General features: G+C 70.2%; 14 protein-coding genes. 5 read left to right on the forward strand and 9 right to left on the reverse strand.

The window, feature by feature from the left end; all coding sequences use genetic code 11:
* Positions 1-93: 93 nt before the first annotated feature.
* On the reverse strand, positions 94-624 hold the full coding sequence (locus AC07FN_RS32770; RefSeq protein ID WP_478399105.1) for a TetR/AcrR family transcriptional regulator: 531 nt from the start codon (positions 622-624) through the stop codon (positions 94-96).
* Between the two features lie 85 nt (positions 625-709).
* Between AC07FN_RS32770 and AC07FN_RS32775 the strand changes: the two genes are divergently transcribed.
* The 3 genes from AC07FN_RS32775 (at position 710) to AC07FN_RS32785 (ending at position 3,261) form a co-directional block, all read left to right on the forward strand.
* Entirely contained in the window at positions 710-1,894 is a 1,185-nt protein-coding gene (locus AC07FN_RS32775) for an FAD-dependent monooxygenase (protein WP_478399106.1), read from the forward strand.
* Positions 1,891-2,733, forward strand: coding sequence for an alpha/beta fold hydrolase (locus tag AC07FN_RS32780; RefSeq protein ID WP_478399107.1), 843 nt, complete (start codon positions 1,891-1,893; stop codon positions 2,731-2,733). Before AC07FN_RS32775 ends, AC07FN_RS32780 begins: the two co-directional genes overlap by 4 nt.
* Positions 2,734-2,802: 69 nt before the next feature.
* Complete coding sequence (locus AC07FN_RS32785; protein ID WP_478399108.1) at positions 2,803-3,261, forward strand: hypothetical protein; 459 nt, start codon at positions 2,803-2,805, stop codon at positions 3,259-3,261.
* A gap of 238 nt (positions 3,262-3,499) precedes the next feature.
* Here the strand turns inward: AC07FN_RS32785 and mnmA are convergent, their stop codons facing one another.
* The 6 genes from mnmA to AC07FN_RS32815 form a co-directional block, all read right to left on the reverse strand.
* Complete coding sequence (gene mnmA / locus AC07FN_RS32790; RefSeq protein WP_478399109.1) at positions 3,500-4,588, reverse strand: tRNA 2-thiouridine(34) synthase MnmA; 1,089 nt, start codon at positions 4,586-4,588, stop codon at positions 3,500-3,502.
* Positions 4,589-4,591: 3 nt separating this feature from the next.
* The gene (locus AC07FN_RS32795) at positions 4,592-5,827 is read right to left on the reverse strand and encodes a cysteine desulfurase family protein (RefSeq protein WP_478399110.1); all 1,236 of its coding nucleotides are present in this window, start codon (positions 5,825-5,827) and stop codon (positions 4,592-4,594) included.
* 64 nt (positions 5,828-5,891) lie between these two features.
* Entirely contained in the window at positions 5,892-7,256 is a 1,365-nt protein-coding gene (locus AC07FN_RS32800) for an MFS transporter (RefSeq protein ID WP_478399111.1), read from the reverse strand.
* 142 nt (positions 7,257-7,398) lie between these two features.
* Positions 7,399-8,244, reverse strand: a complete 846-nt coding sequence (locus AC07FN_RS32805; protein WP_478399112.1) for a lysophospholipid acyltransferase family protein — start codon at positions 8,242-8,244, stop codon at positions 7,399-7,401.
* On the reverse strand, positions 8,241-9,005 hold the full coding sequence (locus tag AC07FN_RS32810; RefSeq protein WP_478399113.1) for a GNAT family N-acetyltransferase: 765 nt from the start codon (positions 9,003-9,005) through the stop codon (positions 8,241-8,243). The genes AC07FN_RS32805 and AC07FN_RS32810 overlap by 4 nt, the downstream gene beginning before the upstream one ends.
* 190 nt (positions 9,006-9,195) lie before the next feature.
* Positions 9,196-10,359 (reverse strand): nucleotide disphospho-sugar-binding domain-containing protein, encoded by a 1,164-nt coding sequence (locus AC07FN_RS32815; protein ID WP_478399114.1) that lies wholly within the window; start codon positions 10,357-10,359, stop codon positions 9,196-9,198.
* Positions 10,360-10,725: 366 nt separating this feature from the next.
* On the opposite strand from AC07FN_RS32815, the gene rnhA reads away from it, so the two are divergent.
* A complete protein-coding gene (gene rnhA, locus AC07FN_RS32820) occupies positions 10,726-11,184 on the forward strand; it encodes a ribonuclease HI (protein ID WP_452617602.1) in 459 nt (152 codons plus the stop codon).
* A gap of 61 nt (positions 11,185-11,245) precedes the next feature.
* Here rnhA and AC07FN_RS32825 read toward each other — a convergent pair whose 3' ends face one another.
* Together AC07FN_RS32825 and AC07FN_RS32830 are read right to left on the reverse strand one after the other, a co-directional pair.
* The gene (locus tag AC07FN_RS32825; RefSeq protein WP_478399115.1) at positions 11,246-12,196 is read right to left on the reverse strand and encodes an electron transfer flavoprotein subunit alpha/FixB family protein; all 951 of its coding nucleotides are present in this window, start codon (positions 12,194-12,196) and stop codon (positions 11,246-11,248) included.
* 33 nt (positions 12,197-12,229) lie between these two features.
* Positions 12,230-13,012, reverse strand: a complete 783-nt coding sequence (locus tag AC07FN_RS32830; RefSeq protein WP_452617604.1) for an electron transfer flavoprotein subunit beta/FixA family protein — start codon at positions 13,010-13,012, stop codon at positions 12,230-12,232.
* Positions 13,013-13,299: 287 nt separating this feature from the next.
* On the opposite strand from AC07FN_RS32830, the gene AC07FN_RS32835 reads away from it, so the two are divergent.
* Positions 13,300-14,145 carry a DegV family protein gene (locus AC07FN_RS32835; protein ID WP_478399116.1) on the forward strand — a complete coding sequence of 282 codons (846 nt, stop codon included), beginning with the start codon at positions 13,300-13,302 and terminating at the stop codon, positions 14,143-14,145.
* The last annotated feature ends 198 nt before the right edge of the window (positions 14,146-14,343 follow it).

Raw genomic sequence — 14,343 nt, forward strand, 5'->3', positions numbered from 1 at the left:
CCTCCCCGTTCGCGGCGTGATGCCAGACACTAACCGCGAAACCGGCCCCGCACTAGACCATCAACGACGCCACAACTCGCGCGGCCGACAAGCTTACGAGCCCAGCGCCGCGACGGCCGCTTCCAGCGCGGCGTCGCGGAATTCCTCCACCGGCCCGTCGGTGGTAGCGCAGTCCTGCAGGCCACCGATCGCGACGGTCGCCCGGGCGATCCGGGCCGGCGACGCGCCGGGACCGACCAGCAGGGCGTAGGTCCGTTCGCGCCAGGCGAGCATCTGCCGCATCAGGTCGAGCTGCGCCAGCGCCGAAACATCCCGCAGGACCATCTCGAACACCTGCCGGTACCGCAGGACCACGTCGAAGTAGTCGGCGAGGAACTGCCGCGCGTCGACGTCGGCGGCCGCTTCGCGGTCGGCCAGCAGGTCCTCGACCTCGTCGACGAACGGCTGGACGATGCCGCGCGCCAGGTCCGCCTTGGACGGGAAGTGGTAGTACAGCGCGGCTTTGGTGATGCCGAGCCGCTCGGCGACCTCCCGCAGGCTGGTCTTCTCGAACCCCTGGCGGGCGAACAGCTCCGCGGCGACCGCGCGGATCTCGGTGCGGGTGTCGACCCGTGTCCTCGGCATCGGCGTCCTCCTCTCGGAGAATCCTACTACTTGCCGACCGGTAATTTACTTGCCGCACGGTAAGTAGGCGCACTAGCTTGGGCACATGGACATCCTGATCTCCGGAGCCGGCATCGCCGGGCCGGCACTCGCGTTCTGGCTGCGCAGGTACGGTTTCAACCCGACCGTGGTGGAGCGCGCACCCGCGATCCGCCACGGCGGCTACGCCATCGACGTCCGCGGAGCAGCGGTCGAGGTCGCCGAGCGGATGGGTGTCCTCGCGGACCTGCAAGAAGCCCGCACCGACAACCGCGGCATGACCGTCGTCGACAGCGCGCGCCGACCGCTGGTCGAGGTGCGCATGGACCAGCTGATGGGCGACGACGGCGGCGACATCGAGCTCATGCGCGGCACGCTCAGCCGGATCCTCTACGAGCGCACCGACGACACCGAATACCTGTTGGGCGACTCCATCACCGCCATCGAGCAGCGCGCCGATTCGGTCCGCGTGACGTTCGAGCACCACTCGCCGCGCGAATTCGACCTCGTGGTCGGCGCCGACGGGATGCACTCCACCGTCCGGCAGCTGGCGTTCGGCCCGGAAACCGGCTTCCGCCGCTACCTCGGCTACCACATCTCGATCTTCAGCGTCGAAAACTTCCTGGGCCTGGACCGCTGGACCGAGGTCTACAACACGCCGGGCAGGCTGGCCGGGCTGTACCGGGCGCGCACCGACGCCGGGGCGAAGGCGATCCTCGGCTTCAAGTCGCCGGAACTGCGCTTCGACCCCCGCGACCCGAAGACCCAGATCGCGTTGCTGGACAAGGCCTTCACCGACGGCTGGGAGGTTCCCCGGCTGCTCGAAGAGGCCCGCCGGGCACCGGACTTCTACTTCGACTCGATCTCCCAGATCCACCTCGACAGCTGGGCACGAGGCCGGGTGGTGCTGCTCGGCGACGCGGGCTACTGCCCGTCGCCGCTGTCCGGCCAGGGCTCCAGCCTCGCGCTGGTCGGCGCCTACGTGCTGGCCGGCGAACTGCTCGCGGCCGACGGCGACCACCGGACCGCATTCCGCCGCTATGAAGAGGAAATGCGCAACTTCGTGACGCAGAACCAGAACGTGGCGACGGAAGGCGCGAAGGCGCTGATCCCGAAGACGGCCACCGGCCTGTGGCTGCGGAACCAGATGTTCCGCCTGATGAGCCACTTCCCGCAGCTGAACAGCATGTCCAAGGGAATCCAGAACGCGGCCAACGCGATCAACCTCCGCGACTACGCACCGGCCCCGTGAACAGCGACATCTACCGGAGCGCCCGGGGACGAGACGCCATTGCGCGGTGGTGCACCGAACGGCTCGACGCATGGCCGGTGCCGCACCAACGCCTGATGATCACCGCCGGCGGTGTCGCCACCCACGCGGTCGTGGCCGGCGGAGGTCCGCGAACCGTGGTGTTCGTGCCCGGGACGAACTTCAACGCGGCCAGCTGCCTGCCGCTGGCCACCGCGCTGGCCGCGCAGTCCCGGGTGGTGCTGCCGGACGTTCCCGGCCAGCCCGGCCTCAGCAGCCCGATGCGGGCCCCCGCAGGACGGCGCCTGGCCTGGTACGGACGATGGCTGACCGACTTGATCGCCCGGACCGCCGAAGGCCCGGCCGTGCTCGTCGGCCACTCCCTGGGCGCGGCGATCGCGCTGTCCAGTGACTCGCCCCTGGTCGTCCGGCAGGTTCTCGTGTCACCCGGAGGTCTGGTGCGGGCGCGAACCGGGCCCGGCGTCCTCGTTCCAGCCACGTCGTGGCTCCTCCACCGCAGCCCGGCGGCCAGCGCGCGCCTGCTCGAAACCATGCACGCACCGGAGAACCGCCCGCGCCGGGAACTGGTCGACTGGATGACGCTGATCGCCCGCCACGTCCGGTCGAGCTTGGATCCCGGCCACGCCGTGGTGGCGGATCGCCATGTGAGCCGAGCAGTCGTTTCCGGAGAGCACGACAGGTACTTCCCGCCCCGAGCACTGGCGCCTGCGGTCCAGCGCTCACTCGGACTGGAGCTCGGCGTGATCCAGTCCGCCGGGCACTTGAGCATCGACGAACAACCGGACCGGATCGCCGCACTCGCCACCTCACCGATGAGCTGAAAGCCCCAAAAGCTCCTTCCCGACACTTGATCAGCAGATCTCGAGCGGTAGGGGGAAAGATCATGGGCAGTGCCGGGCGAGTTCGCGGAAAGGCTTGCGGAGCAGCGACGACTGCTCGAATCCGTCCGCAGCGGACACAATGCGACGGACGCCGGCGATGTCCAATCCAGCGGCCGAGCCAGCGACGGATCGGTGACAGTGACCGTTCGCGACCATCGGGTCGCCGCGGTGGTCGTGCAGCAGACCGTGCCTGGACGGCCCGCCCCCGAGATCAAGGATCTCCTCTCCGGAGCGGCGAATTCCGCCCTCGCCGAATACCCCGGCGTGCCCTTCCTCGGGCTGTCGGTGTGCCGGTTGACCCCGGAACAACTCGAAGCGCATCGGGTGTACATCGACCGCAACGGTCTCATGCGCAACACCAAAGACGATTTGCCCTTCGACACCAGCAAGGGAACCTCGGTCTGGGGCCAGGAACCCAGAGCGATCTTCGTCATGGACGGACACGGCGGCATCTACGCCTCGAACTGAGCCCAGCGGCGTACTCGAAGGCCATCGAACAGGCTTTGGCGCAGTCGGATCCGGTGACCGAATCCATGGAACCGCCGTACAGCGAGGCCGAGGTGCGGGATTTCCTGCGTCTCGTCCACGGCGAACTGGAAAAAGCCAAGCCGTGGCCGGGCGCGAACGAATGACCACCGGCTTTCTTCGCCGGCTCGGCGGCTGATCCTCGCCGCCTGGGCGGGCGGCGGGAAGTCGGCCGGTGAGGTCAGCGGGTGGCGGAGATGATGGCGCTGCCGAGGACGAGGTCGCCCGCCGCGTCCGGGCGGTACAGGACGATCGCCTGCCCCGGCGCCACGCCGCGCAGCGGCTGGCGGAGCTGGACGCGGATGCCGTCCTCGTCGGCCTCGACGACCGCCTCGGCCGTGCCGCCGTGGGCGCGCACCTGGATCACGCACTCCGTGGGCCCGTCCAGCGGCTGCTCGGACGGCCAGATCGGCCGCTTCGCGTCGATCTCGGTGACCGACAGCCGGTCCGCCGAGCCCACCTTGACGGTTCCCGACACCGGCTCCAGGGAGAGCACGTAGCGCGGTCTGCCGTCCGCCGCCGGCGCGTCGATGCCGAGGCCCTTGCGCTGGCCCACCGTGAACCCGTGCACCCCGGTGTGCTCGCCGAGCACCGCGCCGGTGTCGGCGTCGACCAGCTTGCCCGGCGCCTGGCCGAGCTTGTTCTCCAGGAACTTCTTGGTGTCGCCGTCCGGGATGAAGCAGATGTCGTGACTGTCCGGCTTCTTGGCCACCGCCAGGTCCTGCTCGGCGGCCTCGACCCGCACCTCGGACTTCAGCGAGTCGCCGAGCGGGAACATCGAGTGCCGCAGCTGCTCGGCGGTCAGCGAGGCCAGCACGTAGGACTGGTCCTTGCCGTCGTCCCTGCTGCGCCGCAGCTCCGGCACGTCGTCCACGATGGACAGCCGGGCGTAGTGGCCGGTGCAGACCGCGTCGAAGCCCAGCGCCATCGCTTTGTCCAGCAACGCCTCGAACTTGATCTTCTCGTTGCAGGTCAGGCACGGGTTCGGGGTGCGGCCCGCGGCGTACTCGCCGACGAAGGTCTCGATGACCTCCTCGGTGAACCGCTCCGCGAAGTCCCACACGTAGAACGGGATGCCCAGCAGGTCCGCGGCGCGGCGCGCGTCCCGGGAGTCCTCGATGGTGCAGCACCCGCGGGCGCCGGTGCGCAGCGTGCCGGGCTTCGCCGACAGCGCCAGGTGCACGCCGACCACGTCGTGGCCCGCGGCGACCGCCCGGGCGGCTGCGACGGCGGAATCCACCCCGCCGCTCATGGCTGCCAGTACTCGCACGCCTCACACCTCCGTGGCGGTGCTCGTCGGCCCCGCCGAAGATCGGCGCAACCCGGCCAGACCGGCGCTACGCGCTCGTTGCACCACCGGCCCAATGGCCTCGGTGAGTGCCTGTACATCGGCCGCGGTCGAAGTGTGCCCCAGCGAGAAGCGCAGCGACCCGCGCGCGGCCTTCGGGTCCGCCCCCATCGCCAGCAGCACGTGGCTGGGCTCCGAGACCCCCGCGGTGCAGGCGGAGCCGGTGGAGCACTCGATCCCCTTGGCGTCCAGCAACATCAACAGGCTGTCGCCTTCGCAGCCGGGGAACGTGAAGTGCGCGTTGCCGGGCAGCCGCGACGGCCCGCCGCCCACGACGTCGTGCCCCGGATCCCCGTTGAGCACCACGTCCGGCACCACGGCACGCACTCCGGTGACCAGCTCGTCGCGCAGCTTGATCAGCTGCGGCGCATGCGATTCGCGAGCGTCGACCGCCTCGCGCACGGCCGACGCCAAGCCCAGCACGCCGGGCGTGTCCAGGGTGCCGGACCGCACCTCGCGCTCCTGGCCGCCGCCATGCAGCACCGGGGTGCACTTGACGTCCCGCGACAGCAGCAGCACGCCGACCCCGTACGGTCCGCCGACCTTGTGCCCGGTCATGGTCAGCGCCGCCACGCCGGAGGCCGCGAAGTCCACCGGCAGCGTCTCGACCGCCTGCACGGCATCGGTGTGCAGCGGCACCCCGTAGCGGTCGGCGATCGCGGCCAGCTCCGAGATCTCGTTGATGGTGCCGACCTCGTTGTTGGCCCACATGACGGTGGCCACGGCCACGTCGTCCGGGTTCTCGGCGAGGGCCGTCTCGAACACCTCCGGGCGCACCCGGCCGTGCGAGTCGGCTGCCAGCCAGGTCACCTCGGCGCCCTCGTGCTCGGCCAGCCATTCGACGGCATCCAGCACCGCGTGGTGCTCGACGGTCGAGGCCAGCACGCGCCGCCGAGCCGGGTCCGCGGCCCGCCGGGCCCAGAAGATCCCCTTGACCGCCAGGTTGTCGCTCTCGGTGCCGCCCGCGGTGAACAGCACCTCCGACGGCCGCGCGCCCAGCGCATCGGCGATGTCCTCGCGCGACTCCTCCACCGCACGGCGCGCCCGGCGACCCGAGGTGTGCAGGGACGAGGCGTTGCCGATCCTGGTCAACGCCTCGCTCATCGCTGCGACCGCCCCAGGCCGCATCGGTGTCGTGGCTGCGTGGTCGAGGTAAGTCATCGCGCTGTCCAGGGTAATGCAGGGCGAACCCGAGCCCGCCTCGCGGTCCGGCGGAAGGCGCAGGTCAGGACGTTTGGCCGCGGGCCGAACGGACGAGCAGCAGGGCCCCCAGCACGGCGCCCACCACCAGCACCAGATCCAGCGGCACGACGCCGCTGGTCGGCGCGGTCGCGGTGGCCAGCGCACCGACCACGACACCGCCGAGGCCCACCAGCGACGCCTGCCCCAGCATGTCGGAGATCTGCAGCGCCGCCGAGTTGAACCCGCGCTCGCCCTCCGGCGACAGCGCGAGCACCCGCACCGCGGTGCTGGCCACCGCGATGCCCATCCCGCCGCCGGCGATGAACCAGAAGGCGAACAGCAGCCAGTGCGGTCCCCACGCGGGCAAGGTCAGCACGAGCCCGGCGATCCCGAAGCCGACCAGCAGGAATCCGGCCGCGACCACGTACTCCCGGCGCAGGTTGCGCTGCCTGCTCTGCCACAGGGCACCGACGGTCCAGCCGAGCGACCCGACGGTCAGCGGCAATCCCGCGGTGGTCGGCGAATAGTGGTGCACCACGGACAGCGCCAGCGGCACGAACGCCTGGGCGGTGAAGAACAACCCGGCGAGGAACCCGCGCGACAGCACCATCACCGGAAGCCCGGGCCGCGCGAGGAGCGTGCCCTTGGGCAGCAGCAGGCGGATCGACGGCGCCGCCACCACGATCCCGGCCAGGCCAACGAACAACGACGGCAGCGAGGGGTTCTGCGCGGCGAAGTTCAACGCCACCACACCGGCCGCGGCGCCCACCGCCGCAAGCGGCAGCCCGCGCCGCTGCGGCGACGGTTCGCCCGAGCGGGCACCGAAGCTCCGCACCGTCGGGACCAGCAAGAGCGTGCCGATGCACACCAGCGGAGCGAGGCCGAGGAACACCCAGCGCCAGCTCGCGTGCTCGGTGAGGAATCCCGCGATCAACGGCCCCACCAGCGCGGGCACCACCCACGCCGACGACAGCGCGCCGAACGCCGCAGGCCGGTCCTCCTCGGGGAAGACCCTGCCGATCATCACGTAGAGCGCGACGATCTGCACCCCACCGCCGAGGCCCTGCAGCACCCGTGCGACCAGCAGGACCAGGATGTTCGGCGCAGCGGCGGCGACGACCAGCCCGACCGCGAACGTCGGCAGGGCGAGCAGCAGCGGAAGCGCCGGCCCGCGCCGGTCCGACTGGCTCCCGCCGATCACCGTGCCGATGGCGGCGGCCGCCAGGAAGACCGTGAACGGCCAGGAATACCAGTGCTGCGCATCGAGCTCGGCGACGATCGTGGGCAACGCGGTGCCCAGCCCCATGGCTTCGAAGGCGACCAGGGTGATGACCAGAACCAGTCCGGCGGTGAAGGTCCGTCGTTGGGGATTCCACAGGGCGCTCTGGGACTTCTCGACAGTGGCCACCCGGCTAGCCTGCAACCTCCACCCCGGTCGAGGTCCAGCCTTTGCCGCCAAAGCGGCGATTTCCACACTCGTTCTGCGTAAGCGGATCAAGAGCCGTGCGTGCTTTCGGGTGTCATGGCACCCGAAAGCACGCACGGGGTGGTCAGGCGGCGATGCGCTGGGCGGCGCGGTGCTCCGCCGGCACCTGGTGGCCCGGGGCGGAGCCGGTGGCCGCGGCGATCGCGTCCTGCGCCTGCCTGGCCAGCTCGCGGCGGTCGGTGCCGACCAGCTCGGGCAGCACCACCAGCTCCACGACCAGGTCCCGCATCCTCGCCACCGCGAGGACCGAATCGACCAGGGTGGCATCGCCCAGGAAAGCCGCCGCGGTGGTCGGTTCCCCGGCGGCGGTCCGGAACCGCAGCGCAACCGGCTGCATCCGCACGCCCGCGTCGATGGCGGCCTGGAAGACGGCGGGCCGGAACCGCCCGGAAGCCCGCCCGCACCAGGTCGTCCCTTCCGGGAAGGCCCCGATCACGGCCCCGGCGCGCAACTCATCGGCGATGGTCCGGACCGCGCCGGGCAACGCCGAGAGCCGGTCGCGATCGATGTACACGGTGCCTACCCGGCCGGCGAGCGGTCCCAGGAACGGCCACGACCGGACCTCGACCTTGGCCAGCATCCGCATCGGGCGAAGCGCCTGGAGCGCGACGACGTCCAGCCAGGAGACGTGGTTGCTGACGACCAGCGCACCGCCCGGCGGGATCCGGTCCCCGAACACGAGACCGATCCCCAAGGTGCGCAACAACATCCGGAACCACAACGCCAGCGCCCGATCGCGCCACGCCGCCCGCAACACCGAGAGCGCCAGCACGAGGAAGCACCCGACCAGCAGCAACCCGGCGGTCCCGCCCAGCCGCAGCACCACCCGGGGCAGCCCGACCTCGGCCTGCTTGTCCCGTGGCGGAAGGCAGCCCGGCCCGCACGGCGAGGCGGGCATCCACTGGCTCATGCCGATTCGCCCAGGAAGAACCGCAGGTAGCGCTGGTCGGCGCGCTTGAGGTCCAGGAGCACGAAGTAGTCGGCCACCCCGAAGTCCGGATCGTGCGCCGGGCGGCCGCACACCTGAGCGCCCAGCCGCAGGTAACCCTTGAGCAGCGGCGGCAGCGGCGCGCGCCCGGTGACCTCGAAGGGCTCCCAAGGCCGGTAGGGGTGCACGCGCTGGTCCTCCGGCGCGTAGTGCTTCGCCGACACCGCGTTCCAGACGTGCGAAGCCTGAACTCCCCCGTCGTCCAGCGCCACCGACGCGCAGCCGGCGAGCATCGTGTGGCCGTGCAACAGCATGTACCGCGCGATCCCCGTCCACACGAGGCTGACGACGGCGCCGTTGCGGTGGTCCGGGTGGACGCACGACCGGCCGGTCTCCACCAGCGAGGGGCGCAGCCCGTCGAGCGCGGAGAGGTCGAATTCGGTTTCCGAATACAGCATTCCGGCTGCCTTCGCCCGATCCGGCGGCAGCATCCGGTAGGTCCCGACCACCGCGCCGGAACGGTCGTCCCGGACGATCAGGTGGTCGCAGTGCTCGTCGAAGGAATCCCGGTCGACGCCGAACTCGCGACCGGTGACCGTGGCCCCCATCTCCTCGGCGAACACCTGGTAGCGCAGGCGTTGCGCGGCGTGCACTTCATCGGAGTCTCTGGCGACCAGCAGCGAGTAGTGGGCGTCGGCCGCCGCACTCGGTGCGGCGCTGGCCAGCAGCTGCGTCTCGGACATGCCGCAGGTGTATCGCCGCGCGGCGAACGCCCAACACACCAGTCGATGACACGGAGCAGGAACTTTCGGTGAATCCCAGGTGCGACGCCGGACCATTGCCCCGAACGGTCCCCTGAAACCCCACCCGAACAGCAGATATTCGACGGCGTCGTCCCGAGGAGCCGGACCGCGTCGGCTCCTCGGGACGGGCTTACGCGCCGACCAGCGGGATCACTCGCTCGATGATCGACGAGGGGCTGGGCTGGGTGGCCATCTCCTCCCTCACCTCGCGCGCCGCCGCGCGGAACGCGGGCTCGGTGAGCAGCCGCTCGGTCATCGCCCGCACCGTGTCGACGTCCACAGTGGCCGGATCGTGGGAGAGCCCCACGCCCCGGGCCACCACGCGCTCCGCGGACATCGGGTTGTCCGCGAAAGCAGGCAGGACCAGCTGCGGAACGCCGTAGTGCAGCGGCGCGGCCGTGGTGCCGGAGCCGCCGTGGTGCACCATCAGCGAAGCGGTCGGCAAGAACGTCGACAGCGGCAGGAAGCCGGCGGAGCGCACGTTCTCGGGCAGCGTCCCGAGATCGGCGAGATCCGCCTTGCCCGCGGCCAGCACCACCTCCACGTCCATCCCGCCGAGCGCCTCGATCACGGCCGAGAGGTTGCTGGTGCCGCTCATGATCGGCACCACGGTACCGAGGGTGACGCCGACCCGCGGCCGCTCCGGCCGCCGCAACGCCCACTCGGGAACCACGACCCCGCCGTTGAACGGCACGAACCGCATCGACCACCACGGGATGCCGTCCAGCGGATCCGGCTCGTCCGCGACGAGCCCGCCCATGCTGGGCGCGCGCGGATCGATCCGCGCGATCACCCGCGGCGGACCGCCAGGAATGCCGAGCTTGTCCCGCAGGGCAAGGGTGACGTCGTCATCGTCGTAGAGGTTGCGCCCGTTGCGGAACTCCTCATCGCGCGACGACCAGGAAATCCGGTTGCCGACCTCCAGCACCGGCACCCCGAGCGCGGCCGCGGCCAACCGCCCGGCTGCGTGATCGGTGGTGTGCACGACGAGGTCCGCACCGAACGCCCGTCCCGCGTCGATGGTGCCTTCGGTCATGGTCAGCGTGAACAGCCCGAACGGATTGCCCGCCTGGGACACCTTCTCGTAGGCCCCGGACAAACCCGTGGCAGCGGCCACCCGCTCGATCTCGGGCGAATCGCCCTCCGACGTGATCCCGCGCAGCAGCGCATCCCACACGTCGTGCTCCGGGAAGACGTCCACTACGGGAAGCCCGGCCCGCGCACCGACATCGGGCATTTCGGCAGTGGTGGCGACCAGCACTTCATGCCCGGCGATCCGAGCAGCCCAGATCAACGGGACGATCGGCAGCATAAGCCCATAACCGGGCCCGACGGAGAACAGTATTCGCACGTCCGCCGAGCATGCCACTCCCCACCAACCCCCGCACCCGATTTTCGAACCAGGGGAACCTTTCTGCCACCAACGGCACCAATGCGAGCAAGGGAACCTTTCTGTCACAGACGAAACCGAATGCGAGCAAGGGAACCTTCCTGTCACAGGCGCGAGAGCAAGGGAACTTTCCTGTCATCCGCCGACCCCGAAACGCGGAGCAGGGGAGCCTTCCTGCCATTACCCCGAGCGCCCGGGCGCGAGCATGGGAACCTTCCTGTCACCCACCGCCGGACCGGCGCAACGGCGCCGACGATTAGATTCCGGGGTATGCAGCGAACGACGGACCACGTCGACCTCTACACCGACGGCGCATGCAGCGGAAATCCCGGCCCGGGCGGCTGGGGCGTCGTGCTGCGGTACGGCGACCACGAGCGGGAGCTCTACGGCAAGGACGCAGCGACGACGAACAACAAGATGGAGCTGATGGCGGTCATCGAGGGCCTGGCCGCGCTGACCCGGCCGATGCCCGCCGTGCGCATCTTCACGGACAGCACGTACGTGCTCAAGGGCATCACGCAGTGGGTGCACGGCTGGAAGCGCAACGGCTGGCTGACGTCGGCCAAGCAGCCGGTCAAGAACGCCGACCTGTGGCAGCGCCTGGACGCGGAATGCGCGCGCCACGGCGACGTGCAGTGGGAATGGGTCAAGGGGCACAACGGCCACCCGGAGAACGAACGCGCCGACCGGCTCGCCTGCCAGGGCCGCGACGAAGCTCGCGCGGGCTGACGCGCATAAGGCGGGCCGCACCTGGGTGCGGCCCGCCTTATGCGTCAGATCAGCTCGGGGCTCAGCCCTTGCGCTTGGTGATCTCCTCGGTGAGCTGCGGGGCGACCTTGAACAGGTCACCCACGACGCCGAAGTCGGCGATCTCGAAGATCGGGGCTTCGGGGTCCTTGTTCACCGCGACGATCGTCTTCGACGTCTGCATACCGGCCCGGTGCTGGATCGCGCCCGAGATACCGAGGGCGATGTACAGCTGCGGCGACACGGTCTTACCGGTCTGGCCGACCTGGAACTGGTGCGGGTAGTAACCGGAGTCCACCGCCGCACGCGAGGCACCCACCGCGGCACCCAGGCTGTCGGCGAGCTTCTCCACGACATCGAAGGACTCCGCCGAACCGACACCACGACCACCGGAGACCACGATGCTGGCCTCGGTGAGTTCGGGGCGGTCGCCGGCCTCGGCGGGCTGCCGGCCGGTGATCTTCGCGCCCGAGGAGGCCGGAACCTCCACGGACTCCACCGCCGCGGCACCCGCGGCCTGCTCGGGCTCGATCGCGCCCGGCAGCACGGTGATCACCGGCGTGCCCTTGGTGACCTTGGCCTTGGCGTCGTAGGTGCCACCGAACAGCGAGTGCGACGCCACGCCCTCACCGTCGAGGTCGACGACCTCCGACAGCAGACCCGAACCGGTGCGGATCGCCAGCCGGCCGGCGATCTCCTTGCCGTCGATCGACGCCGGCACCAGCACCGCCGCCGGCGACACGCTGCCCACCAGCGCGGCGAGCACGTCGACCTGCGGGGTCACCAGGAACTGCGCGGCCTCCGCCGATTCCGCGGCGTAGACCTTCGCCGCACCGTAGGCGGCCAGCGCATCGGTGAGCTTCCCAGCGGTACCCGGCTCGCCGACCACCACCGCCGACGGCTCGCCCAGCCGGCGCGCCGCGGTCAGCAGCTCGTGCGTGACCTTCTTGACCTCGCCGTCCATGTGATCGACGAGGACCAGAACCTCAGCCATGAATCAATGCCTCCTCGAAAACCCGTGAACGACTCAGAGCAGCTTCTCGCCAGCCAGGAACTCCGCGACGGCCACGCCGCCCTCGCCCTCGTCGGTGACCTTCACGCCACCGGACTTCGGCGGCTTCGGCGCGGACTCCACCACGGCCGACCCGGCACTGGCCAGGCCCACCTCGCCCGCGTCGATCCCGGCGTCCGCCAGCGACAACACGGCGACCGGCTTCTTCTTCGCGGCCATGATGCCCTTGAACGACGGGTACCGCGGCTCGTTGATCTTCTCCGTCACGCTGACGACCGCCGGCAACGCGGCCTCGACGTTCAGGATCCCCGCGTCGGTCTCCCGCTCGATCGACACGCTCGAACCATCGGTGACGACCTTGCGCGCGAAGGTCAGCTGCGGCCAGCCCAGCACCTCGGCCACCATCGCCGGCACCGCACCCGTGCGACCGTCCGTGGCCTCGTTACCGGCGATCACCAGATCCACACCCTCAACGGTGCCGATCACCTTCGCCAACGCCCGTGCGGTCGACGGCGCGTCCGTGCCGTGCAGCGCCTCATCAGAGAGGTGCACCGCCTTGTCCGCACCCATCGACAACGCCTTGCGAATCGCATCCGTAGCGCGATCCGGGCCCATGCAGACGACGGTCACTTCGCCGCCCTGAGCCTCCTTGATCAACAGCGCTTCCTCCACCGCGCGCTCGTTGATCTCATCCAACACCGCATCGGCCGACTCGCGATCCAACGTGTGATCCGCCGCAGACAGCTTCCGCTCGGAATACGTGTCGGGCACCTGCTTGACCAGGACGACGATGTTCATGGGCCCTCTTCGACCTCCTGCGGACAGACGACGCTCGCTGGTCCTCCAGCGGCTTTGCTTGTGGACCCGGCGCTGTTTTGTCCGGGTAGGTTGACCTTGCCACGTCCCTGTTCGAAAAGCACAGTGACGCCAACCACCCGGAATGTTACTAGCCGGTAGCACCGGTGCAACCAGGCCCCTGGAGTGACGGTACTCACCTCGCCGTACCTCAAAACGCCGGGTGCCGGTGACGGTATTTCCGCCGGGGCACGCACGCCGACCGGCTACCAGTTAGTAGCCTGGCCCGCATGAGGCAACGCGTCGCCATCGTGACCGACTCGACGGCTTCCATACCGCACGACGTCGCCGAACAGCTGGGCATCTCCATCGTCCAGCTGGAACTCAAGGTCGGCGACGAGTACAACGACGAGCGCCGGGTGCCGCACTCGACGCTGGCCCAGGCGATGCGCGACGGAATCCCGGTGGCGACCGGCGAACCGCCACCGCCGGCCTTCTTCTGGAATTACACGGACGCCGCGTCCTCCGGTGCCGAGGCGATCATCTCCATCCACATCTCCGAGGGACTGTCCCGGACCTGCCAGTCGGCCCGTGCCGCCGCGGCGGAGATCGGCATCCCGGTCTACGTGGTCGACTCCCGGCTGGTCGGGCTCGGCCTCGGCTTCCCGGTGATGGCCGCGGCCGAAGCCGCCGTCTCCGGCGCGACCCCGCAGGGCGTGATGAGCGTGCTGGACCGGCGCCTGCGCACCACCACGCAGCTGCTCTACGTGGACACCCTGGAATACCTGCAGCGCGGCGGCCGGATCGGACGCGCCCAGGCCTGGCTCGGCCAGACCCTGTCGATCAAGCCGGTGCTCGTCCTCAAGGAGGGCATCATCGACCAGCTGACGAAGGGCATCGGGCCGGACCGGGCGCTCAAGAAGGCGGTCGCGAACGCGGTCCAGCGAGCCGGCAGCGGACCGGTCGACGTCGGCGTCGAGCACTTCCAGTTCGCCGACCGAGCTCAGCGCGTGCTGGACGACCTGCGGTCCCAGCTGCCCCAGATCCGCCGCGTCACCTTGGAGGAGACGAGCGCGGTCCTGGGCGCCCACGCGGGGCCGGGCGCATTGGGTGTGACCGTCTCCCCCGCTACCTGAGCGGCACGGCAGCGCTCCGCCGCGTTCGCCGCCGAGTTCGCGGCGGACGCGGATCTTCCCCATTCCCAACGGGTTTTCCGGCTGCGGCCGCGCACGAGGAGCCGAAACCGCGATCTCGCAGCGGGTTCCACCCCGCCGAGTGATGCGAACGACAGTTCGAGCGCGAATACTCGATGTTGGGCGATCTGAGGCGCCTTC

This window comes from Saccharopolyspora sp. NPDC045941 (assembly GCF_056431445.1).